This window comes from Pseudobythopirellula maris (assembly GCF_007859945.1).
Taxonomy (GTDB): domain Bacteria; phylum Planctomycetota; class Planctomycetia; order Pirellulales; family Lacipirellulaceae; genus Pseudobythopirellula; species Pseudobythopirellula maris.
The window spans coordinates 1,149,307-1,167,933 of the sequence record NZ_SJPQ01000002.1; the positions used below are offsets into that span (position 1 = coordinate 1,149,307).

13 protein-coding genes are annotated in these 18,627 nt (G+C 68.6%); 8 read left to right on the forward strand and 5 right to left on the reverse strand.

The genetic code is table 11. The features are described from left to right. Positions 1–41: 41 nt before the first annotated feature. Complete coding sequence (locus tag Mal64_RS12325; protein WP_146400531.1) at positions 42–2,492, forward strand: hypothetical protein; 2,451 nt, start codon at positions 42–44, stop codon at positions 2,490–2,492. A gap of 105 nt (positions 2,493–2,597) precedes the next feature. Here the strand turns inward: Mal64_RS12325 and Mal64_RS12330 are convergent, their stop codons facing one another. The 3 genes from Mal64_RS12330 to Mal64_RS12340 form a co-directional block, all read right to left on the reverse strand. After that, positions 2,598–4,367: an ABC-F family ATP-binding cassette domain-containing protein gene (locus tag Mal64_RS12330; protein WP_146400533.1), complete on the reverse strand. Its 1,770-nt coding sequence runs from the start codon at positions 4,365–4,367 to the stop codon at positions 2,598–2,600. Between the two features lie 157 nt (positions 4,368–4,524). Continuing rightward, on the reverse strand, positions 4,525–6,204 hold the full coding sequence (gene lnt / locus Mal64_RS12335; RefSeq protein WP_146400535.1) for an apolipoprotein N-acyltransferase: 1,680 nt from the start codon (positions 6,202–6,204) through the stop codon (positions 4,525–4,527). A gap of 112 nt (positions 6,205–6,316) precedes the next feature. After that, on the reverse strand, positions 6,317–8,101 hold the full coding sequence (locus Mal64_RS12340) for a hypothetical protein (RefSeq protein WP_146400537.1): 1,785 nt from the start codon (positions 8,099–8,101) through the stop codon (positions 6,317–6,319). Positions 8,102–8,406: 305 nt separating this feature from the next. Between Mal64_RS12340 and Mal64_RS12345 the strand changes: the two genes are divergently transcribed. The 7 genes from Mal64_RS12345 to Mal64_RS12375 all read left to right on the forward strand — a co-directional run bounded on the left by Mal64_RS12345 (position 8,407) and on the right by Mal64_RS12375 (position 17,041). Further along, on the forward strand, positions 8,407–9,279 hold the full coding sequence (locus Mal64_RS12345; protein WP_197525701.1) for a metallophosphoesterase: 873 nt from the start codon (positions 8,407–8,409) through the stop codon (positions 9,277–9,279). A gap of 288 nt (positions 9,280–9,567) precedes the next feature. After that, positions 9,568–10,926 (forward strand): AAA family ATPase, encoded by a 1,359-nt coding sequence (locus Mal64_RS12350; protein WP_146400539.1) that lies wholly within the window; start codon positions 9,568–9,570, stop codon positions 10,924–10,926. A 313-nt stretch (positions 10,927–11,239) separates the two neighbouring features. Next, positions 11,240–11,875, forward strand: a complete 636-nt coding sequence (locus Mal64_RS12355; protein WP_146400541.1) for a class I SAM-dependent methyltransferase — start codon at positions 11,240–11,242, stop codon at positions 11,873–11,875. An 80-nt stretch (positions 11,876–11,955) separates the two neighbouring features. Next, complete coding sequence (locus tag Mal64_RS12360; RefSeq protein WP_146400543.1) at positions 11,956–13,884, forward strand: UbiD family decarboxylase; 1,929 nt, start codon at positions 11,956–11,958, stop codon at positions 13,882–13,884. An 81-nt stretch (positions 13,885–13,965) separates the two neighbouring features. Beyond that, complete coding sequence (locus tag Mal64_RS12365; protein ID WP_146400545.1) at positions 13,966–14,322, forward strand: prepilin peptidase; 357 nt, start codon at positions 13,966–13,968, stop codon at positions 14,320–14,322. 280 nt (positions 14,323–14,602) lie between these two features. Continuing rightward, complete coding sequence (locus Mal64_RS12370) at positions 14,603–16,282, forward strand: CotH kinase family protein (protein ID WP_146400547.1); 1,680 nt, start codon at positions 14,603–14,605, stop codon at positions 16,280–16,282. Between the two features lie 129 nt (positions 16,283–16,411). Then, positions 16,412–17,041 (forward strand): MarC family protein, encoded by a 630-nt coding sequence (locus Mal64_RS12375; RefSeq protein ID WP_146400549.1) that lies wholly within the window; start codon positions 16,412–16,414, stop codon positions 17,039–17,041. A 52-nt stretch (positions 17,042–17,093) separates the two neighbouring features. Here the strand turns inward: Mal64_RS12375 and Mal64_RS12380 are convergent, their stop codons facing one another. Both Mal64_RS12380 and Mal64_RS12385 read right to left on the reverse strand, forming a co-directional pair. Next, the gene (locus tag Mal64_RS12380) at positions 17,094–17,717 is read right to left on the reverse strand and encodes a hypothetical protein (protein WP_146400551.1); all 624 of its coding nucleotides are present in this window, start codon (positions 17,715–17,717) and stop codon (positions 17,094–17,096) included. A 161-nt stretch (positions 17,718–17,878) separates the two neighbouring features. After that, a complete protein-coding gene (locus Mal64_RS12385; protein ID WP_146400553.1) occupies positions 17,879–18,538 on the reverse strand; it encodes a hypothetical protein in 660 nt (219 codons plus the stop codon). Positions 18,539–18,627 lie beyond the last annotated feature (89 nt).

An 18,627-nucleotide genomic window follows, 5' to 3' on the forward strand; every position in this document is an offset into this window, starting at 1 on the left:
ACGCTTCATTGCGTCTCTTTTTTAGATGGCACGGGCAAGGAATGAATAAGCTCCACCGCTGGGCGCTGACGGGTGGCTTGGCTTGGGCCGTGTTGTCGGCGGGCTACGTCCGCGCCGATATCACGCTCACGGGCGACGCTTCGCCCGAGTTCACCGGCACGCCGACCCATTGGCGTGTCGCTGGAGTCTTGACCGTCGGCGACACCGGCGTGGGCGCGTTGGAGATCGACAGTGCAGGCGTCTACAGCAGCCATGGCTACCTCGGTCTTCAGAGCGGGTCGTCGGGAGCCGCTACGCTCAGCACGAGCGGCGTATGGTCGCTCGACTATCAATTGCATGTGGGGCATGGCGGCACGGGCCAGCTCGATCTCTGGGACAATACCGTCGCGCGTATCGATGGCAGGAGCTACCTCGGCTACGCCCCAGGGTCGGTGGGCGTCGTATCAGTGAACGACCGAGCCCGGTTCGAAGCCGGTGAGGGCTTGAGCATCGGCGTCGCCGGCCGGGGGGTGATGACAATCGCTAGCGAGGGAGGGTTAAGCACCGATGGCTACCTCAGCAATATCATTCTGGGGCGATGCTCTGACTCGAACCCCGAGGAACTGGGCGACGGCACACTGATCTTCACCGGTGACGGCACGCTGGTCGAGCTCGATGAGACCGAGCTGATTGTTGGCGAGTACGGGCGAGGCGAGGTTGTCGTCGAGGCGGGCGCGCGGTTGTACGGCAACGAGGTCCGACTCGGCCTGCACGCCGGGTCGACCGCCGTCGCGCGTGTCGAAGGCGTGGGATCTGAGTGGACGCTGACTGGCGACGAACACGGTTACCTCGATTCGGACTTCTACGTCGGTTACGACGGCGAAGGAGTCCTCGACATATCCGAGGGCGCCATCGTCCGTAGCGATCAAACTTATGTCGCCTACGAAGAGACTTCTGTTGGGCGTGTTCGTGTGAGCGGCGCCGGCGCCGAACTGCAAAGCAGCGGTATTGAGCTAGGCACGTTTGGCGGCAAGGGAACCATGATCATTGAGCAAGGGGCCATGGTTCATCGGGGCAATGCCTCGCCAGCAAACGCTAATGTGATCGGAAGCTCCTACCACGATGGTACGGGCGAAGTGATCGTGCGGAATCCAGGATCAACTTGGAGACTGCCTCAGTGCGAGGTGGACAACGGCACGCTCACGGTAGCCGATGGGGGCTTGGTTGACACCAGAGATCTCATTATTAATGAGCACGGAGTCGTCACCGTTACCGGACGAGGTTCAAAGTTAGAAACCATCGGTTTCGACGGCAACCTTTCTAACAGAGGGAAGCTCTACATCGAGCAAGGAGGGGTTATCGACTCGGACTACGCTGGCAGATACTCCCGCTACCAACCCGTGGGTCTGGTGGAGGCCGTCGTCACCGGCGTCGGATCCCAGTGGAATATCGTGACCGACTTGATGTGGTTCGCCTTACGCGATTCTGAGCTCACCATCGCCGACGGCGGCGTTGTCAACGTGAAGAGAGATACGTTCACAGATAATTTTATCGGACAAGAAAGCCCTTACTCGAACACCATCCGCTTCGACGGCGGAACACTCAACACGGCGAGTCTCTATTCCTCGCCCGAGCGGCTGCTCGGCGAAGGGACAATCCACACCGCCGGGTTCATCACCGACTACGACATCACCTTCGACGCCTCGACCGGCACGCAACCAACCATCGTGCTGAACGACCTGCCGGGGCAGAACGTGACGGTCCACATGGACTTGTCGGACCCCGAGTACACACGGACGTTCGGCATCGGTTTCGCCGGCGAGGGAACTTTGACGATTAGCGAAGGAGTGGTGATCGATTCGAAATTCAACCGGATCGGCGTGAAAACAGGCTCGATGGGGCATGTGATCATCACCGGCGCCGGATCGGCTTGGAAAGCTTATGGGGGCTTCGGTGGCGGATTTGGTGTTGGCCAAGAAGGCGATGGCCGGATCACCATCAAAGACGGCGGCGCGCTCCACGGCAGCCCATACATCAAGGCCGATAGCAGCGAGAGTTACGTCAACATGACCACGGGTGGCATGATCATCATCGCAAGCTCCAGCGCCGATTCGGTCGCCCATTTTTCCAGCGGCTCGGAGGCCGTCAACTTCTGGGACGGCTCCCAATGGACGCCGCTCATCGAAGGGGTCGTCGGCATCGACTATTCGATCGACAGCTACATCGAAAACGAGCGCGTATTTTCCAGGCTTACCGTCCACCTCGCCGGCGACTACGACGGCGACGGCCTCGTGACCCTGGACGACTACACCGTGTGGACCGAGCAGTACGGCGAGACGGGCGACTGGGGCGCCGACGGCAACCACGACGGTGTGGTCGACGCCGCCGACTTCACAGTCTGGCGCGACCATTTCACGAGCGTCGCCCAAACGCTGACCACGCCTGAGCCCGCCAGCGCGGCGCTGCTGCTCCTCATGGCGGCGGCTGCCGCCGCCACGCGCCGCAGGGCCTGAGCCCAGGAAACGGCGTGTACCCTCCGCTCGGAACGCCGCGGAGGGCGTCCCCTACAGGGTCTTACAAGATCCTACAGGATCGTCGTGGGGTGGCCCCGGTCCGCCTCACCAAGCCCCCACCTCTTGCGAGAGCTCGAGCCACTCCTCTTCGAGGGTCTCGACCTCGGCGGCGATCGCCGTGACGCGTTCGTGCAGCTCCTGGGCCTTCTTGGGGTCGGTCGTCGTGAGGAGTTTTTCGTTGATCTCTTTCTTCTCGTCGTCGAGCTTGGCGATCTTGCGCTCGGCGCTCTTGAGCCGCTTCTGGGCGTCGCGCGACTGCTTGCCGGACGGCTTGCCGCCCGTCGGGGCGTCATCGGCGGGGCGGGCGGACGACTCGCTGCGGAGTCCCTCCTCGACCTCGCGTTCGATGCGGTAGACGTAGTCGTCGTAGCTCGCCGGGAACGAGACCACGCGGCCCTCGCGCACCTCGATGACCGTGTTGGCCACCTCGCGCATGAAGTAGCGGTCGTGCGACGTGAAGATCACGGTCCCCTCGTAACGCTTGAGAGCCGCGGCCAGGGCCTCGATCGTCTCGACGTCGAGGTGGTTGCCCGGCTCGTCGAGCACCAGCACGTTGTGGTTCTCCAGCAGCAGGCCGGCCAGCACGAGCCGGGCCCGCTCGCCGCCGCTGAGGACCTTGATCTTCTTCTGGGCCGCGGCGCCCGAGAACAAGAAGCTGCCGGCGATCTTCTTGATCGCCTGCTGCTTCGTGCCGGGGACGGCTTGCAGCTCGAGGTAGTCGAGCACCGTGTGCTCTTCGCGCAGCGTGGTGTAAACGTGCTGGGCGTACACGCCGACCTGGCAGCCGAAGCCCCACTTCATCGAGCCGCTCTTGGGATCGAGCGAGCCGCACACGGTGCGCAGGAACGTCGTCTTGCCCTGGCCGTTGTCGCCCACCACGCCGACGCGCGAGCCGTGCTCGACCTCGACGCTCACCCCCTCGGCCACCGCGCGGTCGGGGTAGCCGATCGTCATGTTGTCGGTGCGCAAGGCAGGCCCCTTGCGCGGCTCGACCTGGGGGAACGAGAAGCCGACCGTCGCCTCGTCGCCGGCGACCTCGACCAGCTCCAGGCGGTCGAGCTGCTTCGCCTTGTTGCGCGCCTGGCTGGCGGTGTTGGCGTTCGCGCGGTTCTTGTTGATGAACGTCTCGAGCTGCTTGCGCTTGGCGAGCGTGGCGGCGTTCAGCCGGCGGTCGTGCTCGCGGCGTTCGTCGAGGTTGGCCAGGAAGCCGTCGACGTCGCCCGGGTACATGGTGAGCTCGCCGCGCGACATCTCCAGCGTGTTGTCGCAGGTGTCCTTGAGGAACTCGCGGTCGTGCGACACGACGAGCACGCCCGCCTTGAAGTCCTTAAGAAAATGCTCCAGCAGGACCTGGGTGCGCAGGTCGAGGAAGTTCGTCGGCTCGTCGAGGATCAGCAGGTTCGGGTCGTGCAGCAACAGTGCGGCGAGTTTGACGCGAGTCTGCCACCCGCCCGAGAGCTCGCGCACCGGGCGCCCCAGCATGTCGTCGCCTAGGGCGAACCGCCACGCCACCTGGCCGCAGCGCCAGTCGGGCTGCTCGCTGTCGCGGAGCAGGAAGTCGAGCACCGTCTCGCCGTCGTGGAACGGGTCGTGCTGCCGCAGGTAGCCGAGCCGCAATTTTTTAGAGCGGACCACCTCGCCGGCGTCGAGTTCCTCGTCGCCCAACAGGATGCGGCAAAGGGTCGACTTGCCGGCGCCGTTGCGGCCGATGAGACCGACCTTCTGGTCGTCCGTGAGGGCGCAGCTGGCGCCGTCGAGAAGGATCTGGGGGCCGTAACGCTTGTGGGCGTCTTGCAGCGAGAGAACGATGGGCATGGGGAGTGAGAGGGGGGAGTTGAGAGGCGGGAGGTCAGGGGAAGCAGTCGCCGCAGGCGGCGTGTGATTCCCTCCCCATGGTGGGGAGGGGGAATAGGTCATTCCCGCCGCACCGCGCGCCAGCGCGTTACCCCATGCATGTTTCCCCGTAAGTCTCTCACCCGTCCGTCTCCTCGGTCCCGGAGCCATGAATCCCGACTCCTCGCCTGCACATCATCACCGCCCCCGCCGTGACGATCAAGCAGCACCACGCGAACCAGTCGCCGTAGCGCACATAAAAGCTCGGGCCGCTTATCGGTCGCGCCGGCACGCGGGCGACAATCACGTGCTCCGCCATGCGCGGCCCCTTTTCAACAACACGCCCCGAGGCGTCGATCACGGCCGACAGGCCGCCGTTGGCCGCCACGATCATCGGCGTGCGGGTCTCCACGGCGCGGAAGATGTCGCAGGCGAGGTGCATGTCGAGCTCGCTGGCGCCCCAGAACCAGGCGTCGTTCGTGACGTTCACCAGCACGTCGGGCGCGGCGCCCGCCTCGGTCAGCTCCCTCACGTGGCGGCGGATGACGTGCGGCACGACCGACTCGTAGCAGATGTTGGTGGCGAAGTTCACCGTCTCGCCGCTCGCCGTTTCGACCGGCATCGCCACCGGCCCGGCGCCCGGTCGCAGGCCGCCCGCCATCGGTGTGAGGTAGTAAAGTGCGGGCATCCCCTCGGCCAGCGGGATGTACTCGCCGAACGGCACGCGGTGCGTCTTGTCGTACACGGCCGTCAGGTCGCCGTCGGCCGACACCAGCGCGGCGGAGTTGTACACGTCGTACTGAAACTCGGGATCGGGTGCGGCGGCGCCGAGGTAGTCGAAGCGGTCGATCCCCACGAGCATCGCGGCGCCCAGTTCGTTCGAGAGTCCGCGCAAGTAGTTCAAGGTGTTGGCCGCGGCGTTGGTCGTTGCGATGTCGACCCCCTCGGGCGGATTGTAGCCGCCGCCGAACGTGATGAGCGGCGTGCGGAACATCGACTCGGGCCAGACCACGAGGTCGAGCCCCATGCCCTCGGACTGCGCCTGCCGTAACGCCTCGCGCGACAGCGCAACCTGGCGGTCCATGATGCGGCGGTGGCGCTCGGGGTCGGGGTCCCAGGTGGCGCGGGTGTCGCCTTGGATGAGGGCGATAGTTGGTTGTTCGTTGTGATGTCGACGTGTGTGCCTTCTCTCATGCACCGTGGCTGACAGAGCAAAGAGCAGCCCAACGTACATCCCTAATACTATGCAGCTGGAGAGGCGCCGCCATTCTGACAGTAACGAAGACATCAAGATAAGCATTCCCGAAACGCCATACGCCCCAGTAGCCCACGCTACCTGGATTAGCCATATTCGGCCTATCTGCGAATGACTTGGCGCCCCCATCAAGAAGCCGCTGAAAAGGTGCGCCTGCACAAACTCCAGCGCGACCCACGCCGCCGGCGCCACGACCCACACCGGCACGCGCCGGCAGCGGCGCACGATCGCCACGAACGCCAGCGGATAGCAACCCAAGTAGGCGCACAGGAACAGCCAGCCGATCGGCGTGAGCGGGTGCGGCAGGCAGACCCACCACAGCGCGGCGAGCCAATACGCCGTGCCCGCGAGCCACACGGCGAGCCAATCCTTGCGGCCGAAGGCCGCCTCACGACGGGCGACGACGAGCCACGGCACAACGCCGACCCAAGCCAGTGGCCACCAGCCGAGGGGCGGCTGGGCGAGCCACAGCAGCAGGCTCCCCACGAGGCTTACGGCGAGCGTACGCCGCCACGTGGGGGGGATCGCTGCCTTAGTCGTATTAGTTTCCGCCTGGCTAGTCATGCGGAGAGCGTAGACCAGCGCCGTGGATCGGCACAATGGCGGCGATCGGCGTGGTCCGAAGGCCGTGGGCCGTCGGCTAAGCACCGGCTCCTGCCCCCGGCCCCTTACCCCCTCACCGCAGGTGCTCTTCGATGTCTTGCTGCAGGCGGTAGACCGCGTCGAACACCTCGTCCTCGGTCGGGTCGGCGTCGAGCGTGTCGAGCAGGTCGAGCCACAGACTGGCGGGCAGGTCGGCCCGGTTGGCGGCCGTCGCCACCGAGCGGGCGATCGGCCCGGCGAGCTTCGGGTGCTTCTCGTAGAGCAGCAGCAGGGCGTTCGTCTTGAGCGAGATCTCGAGCAGCGCCGCGTGGTCGGGGCCGTGGCGCTTGAGCAACGTGTCGCCGGCGCCCTCTCCCTCGCCCAAGAGCCGCAGCAGCTCCGCGCCCGCGCCGTCGACCTCGGGGGCGTCGGGCGAGGTCCATTCGACGCCGAGCCGCTCGCTGAGCTGGTCGACGTCGCGGTCCCACTCGGCCAGCTCGGTCGGCGTGGCGCCGGCGTACGGCATCAGCCGCGCCAGGCTCACCTTGGCGCCGAGCAGCCACGCCTGCTGGCGGGTGTTGTCGGTCGCCACGGCGATCGGCGGCCGCGGCGGCTCGACCGGCGCCGCCGGCTTGGAGCGCAACGCGTAGCGATCCGCCGCGGTCGGTTCGGGCCGAGGGGCCGCGACGGGATCGCTGGCGATCGCGGGCTCGTCAGGCTTGGATGGCGGGAGTGTCTCGTCCCAAAACGGCGGCGCCGCAGCGGCGGGCTTCGCTGTAGAAGGCGGCGTCTGAGCTACTGGCGCAGGCTGCGCCTCGGGGCCCGGGGCGGCGTCCCACGGCATGGGCGACGTCTCGGCCCGGTTGGCTCGGGTCGCGGGGGGCGTGGTCGTGGGGGCCATAGGGGCCGTGGGACGGCTGCGTGGGGTTGGGGTCGGCTTTTGCAACGGGCGGTATTCGCTCGGCGGCTGCGTGGGCGGCGACCGCAGCGGTTGGTACGCCGGGGGGCTGAGCGCCATCGCGCCGGGATCGGGCGCCGCGAAATCGCCGTACGGCGACGCTTCTTTCTTCTCCTCGGCTGGGCTGGGCTCGGGCGAGTCGGGTGTGTCTTCCGGAATCGAATCGGCAATCAGGCTCTCGAATGTGCTCTCGCCGCTGCTGGCCTCATCGGCGGCCTCGGCATTGGGGGCGTCGGCCTCTGGAGCCGCAGGGCCGGCGTCTGGCTGCACCTTGGAGAAGAGTTGCTTCGTCATGTCGGGCATCTCCGAGCCCGCGCTCTCGTCGCTGGTGTTGGAGTCCCACGGCAGCGGCTGCCCGGACGCCGGGTAGCGGCCCGGGGGCGTGGAGGGCGTTCCCGAGCCGCGGGCCGGCGCCTCATCGGCCCCCGCTCGATCGACCCCCGCATTCTCTGCAAGCATCGATCCAAACGGGTCGCTGCCTTGCTCGTCGGCCGGCTCCTCGGGCGTCGAGGCGGTGGCGTCGTAGGGGAACGGGTCGTCGTCCTCCGCCGCCGACTCGTTGGCGAACGAATCGGCTTGGCCCTGGGGAACTTCGGCCGCGAAAGGGTCGTCAAACGGGTCGTCTGCGTATGCTTCGCTAGCAGAGAGCCCCTCGGACGCCGCGATTGGGTCCTCGACGCCCTGCGGGGAATCATCTTCCGCCGGGGCTTCTGAAGAGGCTGGGTCGAACGGTGCGGACTCCTCGGCGGCGCCATCGTCGGCCGCATCGTTGTAGCCCACTTGCTTGGTGCAGCCGCTCAACAGCAGGAGTGCGGGCGCCAGCAGCACAAAAAAGGCGACCGCCGCCCGCCGTTTCGGGAGGAATCGGTGGGTGAGCGAAACGGCGTTCGACGCGACGCGAGGCATGACGTAAATGTTCATCGGACACGGGTCATCGGACTTCGAGACGGCGAGCAGGGGCTGTGGGACGGAGCCCTCCCCCCGACAGCCGCCAAAACCTTCATATTACGGCCACTTGGGCGGCTCCGCTCACATAATAAGCGTACAAACCGCCTCGCTGGCGATTTCTTCGTTGCCCCAAGCGGCACAGCCGAAATAATAGCGGTCGCCCCGCCATCCGCCCCACCCCACTACTCGCCCCCCTCGGCGCCACGCTCCGGCGCAACCCACACCGACTCACCCCTCTGATCAAACCGTCCGCTAGCATGCCCGATCCTCCCGCACCGATGAGCCGACGCCGATTCCTGGCCAAGGCGGCCGCGATTAGCGCGGTGGGGGCGACCGGACTGGGCGCCTACACCTGGCGGCTCGAACCGCACTGGATCGAGATGGTCACACGCGACATGCCGCTCGCCGGCCTGCCGCGTCGGCTGTGGGACCAACGGCTGGTGCAGATCAGCGACCTGCACGCGGGCGACGAGGTCGACGACAACTACCTTCTCGCCGCTCTGCGCCGCGTGCGCTCGATGCGGCCGGCGGGTGTCGTGATCACCGGGGACTTCATGACCTGCGAGCGGGGCGAGCAGATCGCCAAGACACGCGACCTGCTGGCCGAGCTCGCCCCCCACGAGACCCCCACCTTCGCCGTGCTTGGCAACCACGACCACGGCGCGCACTACCGCCATCCTCAGGTCGCCCGCGACCTGGTCGAGGCGTTGCGGTCGATCGGGGTGCGCATGCTCGAGAACGAGACACAAGACCTGCACGGGCTTCCGATCGTTGGCTGCGGCGACCTGTGGGCGAAGGAGTGCGACCTGAAAGCGGCGATCCGCGGGAACGGCCCCACGGACGACGCGATCTATTTGACGCACAACCCCGACAGCGTCGACCTGCCCGAATGGCGCGACGCCCGCGGCTGGGTGCTGGCGGGCCACACGCACGGCGGGCAATGCCGGTTCCCGTTCTTGGGGGCGCCGATCTTGCCCGTCGAGAACCGCGACTACGTGTCGGGTGAGATCGCGCTCAGCGAAGGGCGACGGCTCTACATCAACCGCGGCCTCGGCTACAAGATGCGGGTCCGGTTCGGCGCCCGGCCGGAGATCACCACCTTCCGTCTCGCCCCGCTCGACGGGCGCCAGGCCGAGCGGCGGTCCGTCTAACGACGCACCGGCCGACGCGCCGATTGGCGCGATTGAGCGGGCCACAAGGGTGAAGCCGCGGCCATCCACAAGTTCTTTGTCGCCCACTCAGGCGATCGGCTGGACAACGCCCCCGCCGCGACGCATCTATTTCATTGGGCACTTGCTCTCGAGCGATCTCACACTGGCTCTCGAGCGATCGCACGCCGGCGAACACCGCGGGTCGCGCCGCGTGGGTTAGCCCCCTCCGCCTCCTTCCCTGCCTCCCCCCCCGACGCCCCCCGCCGGGGCGCCACGGAGAAGCCACCGATGCAGCCCACCAGCGAAGGCCTCGCACTGAGCGCCGCCGGCGCCCCGCCGGCCGGTCTAGCCGATTGGAAGCCGCCGGGTTTGTCGCCACAGCCTACCGCTCCGCCGCGGGCGCTCGAGCCGCCCCCCGAGCCGCAAACGCTCGAGCAGGCCGGCCTCACCGCCGCGCTCGTCGAGGGCCTCGTTCTGAAGGTGCTGCTGCACTCGGGCGCCTCTTCGGGACGCGACGTGGCCGATCGCACCCGGCTCTCGCGCGCCTTGGTGAGCGAGACGCTCGGCCGGTTGCGCGACGACTTGCAGGTGACGATCAAAGGCCAGGCCGGTCCCAGCGACTACATTTACCAGTTGAGCGAGGCGGGGTTCGCCGCCGCCCGTCGCTGCGTGGAGCAAGCCAACTACGCCGACGCCGCCCCCGTGCCGCTCGAGGCCTACGAGCGCGCGATGCGTGGGCAGTCGCTCGGCTCGTCGCGGGTGGGCCTCGAACAACTCCGCACGGCGCTCGCCGAGCTCACCCTCCGCCCCGAGCTGCTGAGCCTGTTGGCCCAGGCGATCAACGACGGTCGCGGCATGTTCCTGTTCGGCTCGCCCGGCAACGGCAAGACCTCGATCGCCGAGCGCGTTTGCCGGGCGTTCGGCGAGTCGATCTGGATCCCCCGCGCGGTGAGCGTGGGCGGCGACATGATCCGGCTGTTCGACGCGAGCTGCCACGAGGAGATCGACGACCCGTCGCTCGCCGCGGCGCGCTACGACCGCCGCTGGGTCCTCATCCGCCGGCCGACGGTGGTCGTCGGCGGCGAGCTGACGCTCGACCAGCTCGACCCGGCGTTCAACGCCGACTCGGGCGTGAGCGAGGCGCCGGTGCAGCTCAAGGCGTGCGGCGGGGCGCTGGTGATCGACGACTTCGGCCGCCAGCGGGCCAGCAGCACCGAGATCCTCAACCGGCTGATCGTGCCTCTCGAGAAGCGGTTCGACTTCCTCAGCCTGGCGAGCGGCCGGCAACTGCAGGTCCCCTTCGAGACGCTCTTCGTCCTGTCGACCAACCTCGAGCCGCGCGAGCTGGTGGATGAGGCGTTCCTGCGCCGCATCCCGTACAAGATCGAGGTCGACGACCCGAGCGAGCAGCAATTCCGCAGCCTGCTCAACGCCGAAGCGGCCCGCGCCGGCTACCGGCTCGCGCCGGAGGCGGCCGACTTGCTGCTGAGCGAGCATTACCGCGGCGCGGACCGACCGATGCGTTTCTGCCACCCCCGTGACTTGGTGCGCCAGGCGGTGAACTTCTGCGAGGTCCACGGCCGCCCGCCGGTCGTCGACGAGGAGGCTCTCGGTGCGGCGGTGCGGAACTACTTCGCCGGGCTGTGACGGCGGCTGTGGGCCCGTGCGGCCGCCGTTGATGGCGAACCGAACAGGAATCCTGTAGGGGCCGCCCTCTGTGGCGGCCCGAACCCCGGCGGGCGAGCGCGTCCCTGACAGGTGAACCGGCGCCCGGGGCCGGAACGCCACAGAGGGCGTTCCCCAGAGCGGATTGGTTCGCGTCGCTATCCGAGGGTGCGAAGCCGCGAGTCCTTCCCCCGCCCACGGGGTTTGTCGCCCCCGGGCGACCTCCCTAAGCTATCGGAGAGCCTCGCCCGCCGTGCGAAGCCGCCGTGCTCCGCTTCGCCCAGCGCCCGCCGCCATGCTCCGTCCTGTCCCGCTCGACCCGAAATCGGCGCCGCTGCCCCAGCGCATCAAACGCTTGCTCGACGACGCCGACAAGCGGATCGAGCGGCTGGTGCACGAGCGTCGCGAGACGCCGATGCCCGCCTTCGTGCCGAGCGACTTTGTCGACACGTACTGGGCCCTCACGGCGATCGAAGATCTCGGCCTGGCGCCCGGCCACCGCTTCTGCGAGTGGGGCAGCGGCGCCGGCGTGGTCACGCTGCTGGCCGCCACGCTCGGCCTGGACGCCATCGGCGTGGAGATCGAGGAAGACCTCGTCGACCTGGCCGTCGCGCTCGGCGAAGACCACGAGATCGAGGCCGACTTCGTCTGCGCGTCGTTCGTCCCCGACGGCGGCGACGAGATCCTCGACGACCTCCACGCCGGTGACCAGCAAGACTGCACCTGGCTGCGCAGCGACGGCCAGAACGCCTACGAGCTGCTAGACCTCGAGCCGGACGACTTCGACCTGGTGTTCGCCTACCCCTGGCCCGGCGAGGAGCGGATGGTGTTCGACCTGTTCGACGAGTTCGCCGCCGAGGGCGCCCTGCTGCTCACCTACCACGGGCAAGAGGGGCTGCGGCTGCAACGCAAGGCGAAGCGCAAGCGTTGATGACAACCAACCGATTGCGGGAGGCGTCTCAGACGCCTCCCGCAGCACGAACCGACCTGCGAAATCCAGACGGTCTTCCCTTGGGCTACCACTCGCTCCGCCACTGCCTGACCGACCTCGAGCGCCACGATCACCTGCGCCGGATCGACGCGCCGGTCGACGCGTACCTCGAGGCGGCCGCCATCCACCGCCGGGTCTACGCCGCCGGCGGGCCGGCGCTGTGGTTCGAGAACGTCGCCGGATGCCGGTTCTCGATGGCGAGCAACCTGTTCGGCACGCTCGAGCGTTCGCGGCTGATGTTCCGCGACACGTACGAGACCGTTCAGCGGCTGGTCGAGCTGAAGATCGATCCGACGCGCGCCCTCCGCTCGCCGCTGCGCTACGCCGGCGCGCCGCTCGCCGCCTTGCGGACCTTGCCCAAGCCCGTCCGCAGCGGGCCGGTCATGGAGAGCGAGGCCCATCTCTCCGAGCTGCCGCAGATGACCAGCTGGCCCCGCGACGGCGGGCCGTTCGTCACGCTGCCGATCGTCTACAGCGAGGACCCCGACGCGCCCGGCCTGAAGCGATCGAACATCGGCATGTACCGCATCCAGCTCGCTGGCGCCGAGTACGAGACGGACCACGAAGTCGGCCTGCACTACCAGCTGCACCGCTCGATCGGCGTCCACCAAGCCGCCGCGATGCGTCGCGGCGAGCCGCTGAAGGTGAACGTCTTCGTCGGCGGCACGCCGGCGATGAACCTCTCGGCCGTGATGCCGCTGCCCGAGGGGATGAGCGAGCTCACGTTCGCTGGCGCCTTGGGCGGCCGCCGCATCCGCATGGCGAAGCGACCCGGCGGCCTGCCGGTTTACGCCGACGCCGACTTCGCCATCTGCGGCGAGGTGATTCACGACGGCGACGCCGCGCTGATGAAACCCGAGGGGCCCTTCGGCGACCATCTGGGCTACTACTCGCTCGCCCACCCGTTCCCCGTGCTACGAGTGGAGAAGGTCTACTGCCGGGCGAACGCGATCTGGCCGTTCACCGTCGTGGGCCGCCCGCCGCAAGAAGACACGGCGTTCGGCGAGCTGATCCACGACCTCACCGGCCCGGTGATCCCCACGGTGCTGCCGGGCGTGCGGGGCGTTCACGCCGTCGACGCCGCCGGCGTCCACCCGCTGCTGCTGGCGGTCGGGAGCGAACGCTACATGCCGTTCATGCAGGAAACCCGCCCGCAGGAGCTGCTCACGCAGGCGTGTGCGATCTTGGGCCAGGGGCAGCTGTCGTTAGCTAAGTATTTGTTCATCGCCAATGGCGACGACAAGCCGGCGCCCGACCTGCACGACATCCGCGCCTTCCTCGGCCACGTGCTGGAGCGGGCCGATTGGTCGCGCGACCTGCACTTCCACACCGAAACGACGATCGACACACTCGACTACTCGGGCGACGGCCTGAACGCCGGCTCGAAGCTGGTGGTGGCCGCCTGCGGCCCGGCGCGCTTCGAGCTGGCGACCGAACTGCCTAGCGACCTGCGTCTGCCCGACGGCTTCGCCGACCCCCGCGTGGCGTTGCCGGGCGTGTTAGCGGTGCGGGCGCCGCGGCTGCCGGAGCCGACCTTCGACTACGACGCCTCGCGACGCGACCCGGCGCTCGGCGCCGCGGTCGAGCGGGCCGGCTTGGCCCGCAGCGAGTCGCAATCGGCCGCCGACCTGCGCCGCTTCGGCGAGTCGCTCACGGCCGCCGAGCCGATCGGCCGCTTCCGGCTGGTCGTGCTGTGCGACGACCCGGCGTTCGTGGCAGAAAGCCTCGGCAACTTCCTGTGGGTCACGTTCACCCGCAGCAACCCGGCGGCCGACATCGGCGGCGTCGAGGCCTTCACGCACCAGAAGCACTGGGGCTGCCGCGGCTCGCTCGTGATCGACGCCCGCACCAAGCCACACCACGCCCCCGTGCTGGAGGAAGACCCCGAGGTGTCGGCCCGGGTCGAGGCGATGGCCGGGCCCGGCGGGCCGCTGGCGGGGCTTCTCTGAGCTCGGCCCCAAGAGAGCCCCGATGCTGCGTCGCTATTGTGGGCCTGCCGCTCACAGCGCCGCCACGCTACGCTGCACCCCATGACCGAGTGGTTCGAAAACCTGTTCACCTTCGAGCGCGTGCCGCCGTGGCTCGACGCCCTGCCGTGGTGGGCGGTCGTTGTGTGGCTGGCGGCGTTCGGCGGCTGTGTGGGCAGCTTCCTGAACGTCGTGGCGCTCCGCGCGCCCAAGGGCAAGGACGTGGTCTTCGCCCCTTCGCATTGCCCCGTGTGCGGCCACAAGATCCGCCCCTGGCACAACCTGCCGATCATCGGCTACATGATGCTCCGCGGCCGCTGCCGCGACTGCCGGGCGCCGATCCCGGTGCGCTACTGGCTGTGGGAAGTGGCGTTCGCGGCGCTGTTCGTCGTCGCCGGGCTGCTGACGCCGTGGCTTTAGAGCGGTATTCGAATTGGTGTGGACGAGCGGGGAAGCGATTGGCGGCGTGGCGAGGAAGCCGAAGCAGGCAATGCGGTGCATTGTCGATGCAGGCTGACGAAGCCATGACGCCGATCGCGAGCCGTGCGTCTACACCAATGAGCAAACCGCTCTAGTCCGGTGACGAAGGCCCCCCTCCGTGCTCTGCCTCAAGCGTCGAGATTCCGCGGCGCCTGGCCCGGTCGCCGGGGTTGGATCCGGAAGCCACGCACTTCCCCTCCGACCGGCAAAGCGATTCTGGATGAAACGACTCGTCTACGCGCTCACCTTCACCGTGCTCCTGCTAGCGGCGTACCGCGCCCACACGCAGCCCCCACGCGATGGGCGTGTCGGCCCGCCGGGCGGGGAGGAGATCGAACTCCTTGATGACTTCGACGCCGACGGCGACGGCGTGCTCGGCGCGTCGGAACGCCGCGCGGCGCGGCTCTGGCTCGGTGACCCGCAGCAGCAACGCGGCGGGCGCCGCGGCTTCGGGCCGCCGGGCGGTTTCCGCGGCCGCAACAACCGCGAGGCTCCGTCGCCCGGCGCGCGGTTGCGTCCCGACGGAGTCCCCCACTACCCCGACGCCCCGCTGTACGACCCCGACGTGCTGCGCACGCTGTTCCTCGATTTCGAACACGACGGCGAGCCCAACGCTTGGCAGGAAGAGCTCGCCGACTTCAAGGGGACCGACGTCGACGTGCCCGCCACGCTCACGGTCGACGGGGTCGCGTACCCGGGCGTCGGCGTCCACTTCCGCGGCGCTTCGTCGTACATGATGGTCCCCGACGGCTACAAGAAATCGCTCAACGTGTCGCTCGACCACACGGACGAGGACCAGCGGCTCGGCGGCTACAAGACGCTCAACCTGCTCAACTGCAACGGCGACCCGTCGATGATGAGCGCGGCGCTGTACGCCGAGATCGCCCGCGACCGCGTGGCCGTGCCGAAGGTCAATTTCGTCGAGGTTGTCGTGGGCGGCGAGAGCTGGGGCGTGTTCGCCAACGTGCAGCAGTTCGACAAGATTTTCCTCCGGGAGAATTACGGCTCGTCGAAGGGGACGCGCTGGAAAGTCCCCGGCAGCCCCCGCGGCGACGGCGGGCTGCGCTACCTGGGCGAGGGGCTCGCGCCTTACGAGTCGCGTTTCGAGATGAAGTCCAACGACGGCGAGAAGGCGTGGCGCGCGTTGATCGAGCTCTGCCGCGTGCTCAACGAGACGCCGCGCGACCGGCTCGAGCAAGAGCTCGGGCCGCTGCTCGACATCGACGAGGCGCTCCGCTTCTTGGCGCTCGACGTGGCGCTGGTCAACAGCGATGGCTACTGGACGCGGGCGAGCGACTACAACCTGTTCCGCGACGCCGAGGGCCAGTTCCACCTGATCCCACACGACACGAACGAGGCGCTGCGGGCTTCGCACGGCCCGCCCGGCGGCGGCCCCGGAGGCCCCGGTGGCTTCGGCCCGCCTGCCGGCTTTGGCCCGCCCCCGGGCTTCGGGCCGCCAGAGGGCTTTGGGCCTCCCCCCAACGGCGCCGCAGACGGCCCGCCCGAGCAAGAGGGCCGGCGTCGCGGCCGGCGGGGTGGCGGCGAACGGGGCGGCTTTGGTCCGCACGGCGGGGTCGATCTTGACCCGCTTGTCGTGGTCGACGAGGAGCGGATGCCGCTGCGGAGCCGGCTATTGGCCGTGCCAAGCCTGCGCGAGAAATACCTCGGCTACGTCCAGGAGATCGCCCGCGACGCGCTCGACTGGGACCATCTCGGGCCGCGTGTCGAGCATTACCGCGAGCTGATCCGCCCGGCGGTGGAGCGCGACACGCGCAAGCTCACCACGACCGAGGCCTTCCTCGCCGCCACCTCCCCGGCGCGCGACGCCGAGGACTCGCTCCGTGCGTTCGCCGAGGGCCGCCGCCGCTATCTGCTCGAGTACAAGCCGCCAGCGCCGTGAGCGCGGCGGTCATGGCCGTGGACGCCGCGCTGACCCGTGGCGGGCCCGGCGGGTAGGATGGCGCCGAGAGAGCGGTCGGCAGGCGGTCGCTCCCACCCGCACGGCAAGGCGATCCGCAGAGCCAACCACATGAGCGAGTTCTACCAACACGCGGTCACGGTGTTTCTGGGGTTCTTCGCCGTGATGAACCCGGTGGCCAACACGGCGGTGTTCCTCGGCCTGGTCGGCGACCGCTCGCGGGCGGAGCGGACCAAGACCGCCGTGAAGGCCTTGGTCGTGGCGTTCTGCGTCGTCGCGGCGTTCGCGGCGATCGGCAAGGGGCTCTTCGAGCTGTTCGGCCTCACGCTGCCCGCGCTGAAGATCGCCGGCGGCGTGCTCGTGTTTATGATCGGCTACCACATGCTGCACGGCAAAAGCTCCGGCATGCACCGGCAGGGCGGCGAAGCCGAGGGGGCGGAGGCGGCCGGCGACGTGGCGGTCTCGCCGCTGGCGCTGCCGATCCTCGCCGGGCCGGGCACGCTGGCGACGGCGATGAACTTCGCCTCGGGCGGCGGGCTGGCGAACATCGCGGTGACGATCGCCGCCTTCGGCGTGCTGTGCCTCGTCACCCTGGCCGCGTTCCTGTTTGGCGAGCGGCTCACCAAGCTGCTGGGCGAGAGCGGCCTGCAGGTCGTCACGCAGCTGATGGGGCTGATCATGGCGGTGATCGGCGCGCAGATGCTGATCGAGGGCGTCGCCGCCGCGGCGAGCGCGGCTTGAAAGGAGCGAGACCGGACGGGCCTTATACGGGCGAAGAGGGCGGCGCCCGGCCTTACTGCTTCATCAACGCGGATTCCAACACCCCCGCGTCGAAGGGTTTGTTCTCTTCGTCGACCTCGGAGACGAGCTCCCAGCGGCTGCCGCGGTACTCGAACTCGTAGCGCTGACTCGTCTGGTCCTTGAGCTCGCGGTACGGCGAACTGCTCGAGCCCATTTGACTCAGCGGGGACGACGACTCGGAGGCCGCCTCGGCTTCTTCGCCGCTGCCGTCGGACGAGCCGGTGTTGATGAAGACCGTCTTCGAGACGGTGTTGAACGTGACCGAGCCGCGGTAAGGTTCGCCCTCGGAAGCCGGGGGGGTGAAATCGTGCTCGATCGTCGTGTTCCAGTCGGTCATCGGCTCGCCCGGAACGGTGCTCGACATGCCGAGCGACATCGCGTCGCGCAGGCCGCGGTTGTCGACCTGCCGTTTGACCGCCTCGACGATGTTCTTGAAACTCTGCTCGGGGGTCAGCTCCTCGGTCTCGAGCAGCTCGACCGCCAGGTTGTTGCTCGCCGGAGGATTGTCCCCGCAACCCGCCGCAGTGAACGCCGCCAAGGCTAGAATCCCCGCCACGGATTGACGGCGGAGGGGGGACCGCCAACGCGGACCTTGCGAGTGCGGGCGGGCGTTCATGACCGTGTCCTGTGAGATCCCTGGGGATGGCGTGCGCTAGGGCGGCCGCTTGCGGAGTCGGAAGGGGGGGCGGACGGCAGCCGGCCGTCCCTCGCCGCTATCGCGTTGCATCCCCAAGAATAGCACATCCCCCGCCGAATGCGGACAGGAGACCGAGCCGCTCAGAAGCCGGCGAACGGATCGTCGCCCTCGAGCACGTCGCCGAAGGGGTCGATGTCTTCCTCTTCGGCCGGCTCTTCGGCGGCGGGGGTGTTGAACGGGTCGTCCGTTGTGTCGCCGCCGGCCTCGGCTTCAAACCCGCCATCGCCGAAAGGATCGGCTTCGGCCGGCGCGGCGGCGGGGAGCGACACCTTGGGCACGCCCTTCACGGGGTTGAGCGACTGGAGCACCCCGCCGATCGCCCGCAGCAAGCCGCGCGGCTTTTCCTCGGCCGGGGCCGCCGCCTTGGCGGTCTTGTTGGCCATATCGCTCGGCGCCACGCCGAGCCGCTCGTCGTCGAGGAACGGGTTCCCTTGGTTGTCGGCGATGCGGTCGTCGAGCGGATCGACCCGCAGCATCGGACGCGACACGTCGGGCAGAGGCCCCACGCTCGCGAGCCGGGCGAGGCCCTCCGGCGACTCGGCCTCGGCGAGGGCGTCGAGCGACAACCGGAAAGAGCGACGCAGGGCGCCGCGTTCCGCCCCGCTGAGTTCGCCGTAGCGGTAGCCGAGCGTGGGCTGGTCTGCGGGGGCGACGTCGAGCACCTGCCCCTGGGCCGGGGTTTCGGCCCACGGGGTCGCCAGGAGAGCGAGGGCGGCGAGGATCAGGGCGTGCCGGAGCATGGCGATTCGGGGGGCAAAAGGTCGAGGGGATCGGTGGGAGCGGGAGTGGCTTGGCTCACCAGCCGAGCGGTCCCGTCCCTACTATCCAG

What these genes read in the sequence shown, in the direction of transcription:
- Mal64_RS12330 (WP_146400533.1), bottom strand. Translation starts at nt 4,367, where the DNA reads ATGCCCATCGTTCTCTCGCTGCAAGACGCCCACAAGCGTTACGGCCCC.
- Mal64_RS12340 (WP_146400537.1), bottom strand. Translation starts at nt 8,101, where the DNA reads ATGAACATTTACGTCATGCCTCGCGTCGCGTCGAACGCCGTTTCGCTC.
- Mal64_RS12345 (WP_197525701.1), top strand. Translation starts at nt 8,407, where the DNA reads ATGAGCCGACGCCGATTCCTGGCCAAGGCGGCCGCGATTAGCGCGGTG.
- Mal64_RS12365 (WP_146400545.1), top strand. Translation starts at nt 13,966, where the DNA reads ATGACCGAGTGGTTCGAAAACCTGTTCACCTTCGAGCGCGTGCCGCCG.
- Mal64_RS12375 (WP_146400549.1), top strand. Translation starts at nt 16,412, where the DNA reads ATGAGCGAGTTCTACCAACACGCGGTCACGGTGTTTCTGGGGTTCTTC.
- Mal64_RS12355 (WP_146400541.1), top strand. Translation starts at nt 11,240, where the DNA reads ATGCTCCGTCCTGTCCCGCTCGACCCGAAATCGGCGCCGCTGCCCCAG.
- lnt (WP_146400535.1), bottom strand. Translation starts at nt 6,204, where the DNA reads ATGACTAGCCAGGCGGAAACTAATACGACTAAGGCAGCGATCCCCCCC.
- Mal64_RS12325 (WP_146400531.1), top strand. Translation starts at nt 42, where the DNA reads ATGAATAAGCTCCACCGCTGGGCGCTGACGGGTGGCTTGGCTTGGGCC.
- Mal64_RS12350 (WP_146400539.1), top strand. Translation starts at nt 9,568, where the DNA reads ATGCAGCCCACCAGCGAAGGCCTCGCACTGAGCGCCGCCGGCGCCCCG.
- Mal64_RS12380 (WP_146400551.1), bottom strand. Translation starts at nt 17,717, where the DNA reads ATGAACGCCCGCCCGCACTCGCAAGGTCCGCGTTGGCGGTCCCCCCTC.
- Mal64_RS12385 (WP_146400553.1), bottom strand. Translation starts at nt 18,538, where the DNA reads ATGCTCCGGCACGCCCTGATCCTCGCCGCCCTCGCTCTCCTGGCGACC.
- Mal64_RS12370 (WP_146400547.1), top strand. Translation starts at nt 14,603, where the DNA reads ATGAAACGACTCGTCTACGCGCTCACCTTCACCGTGCTCCTGCTAGCG.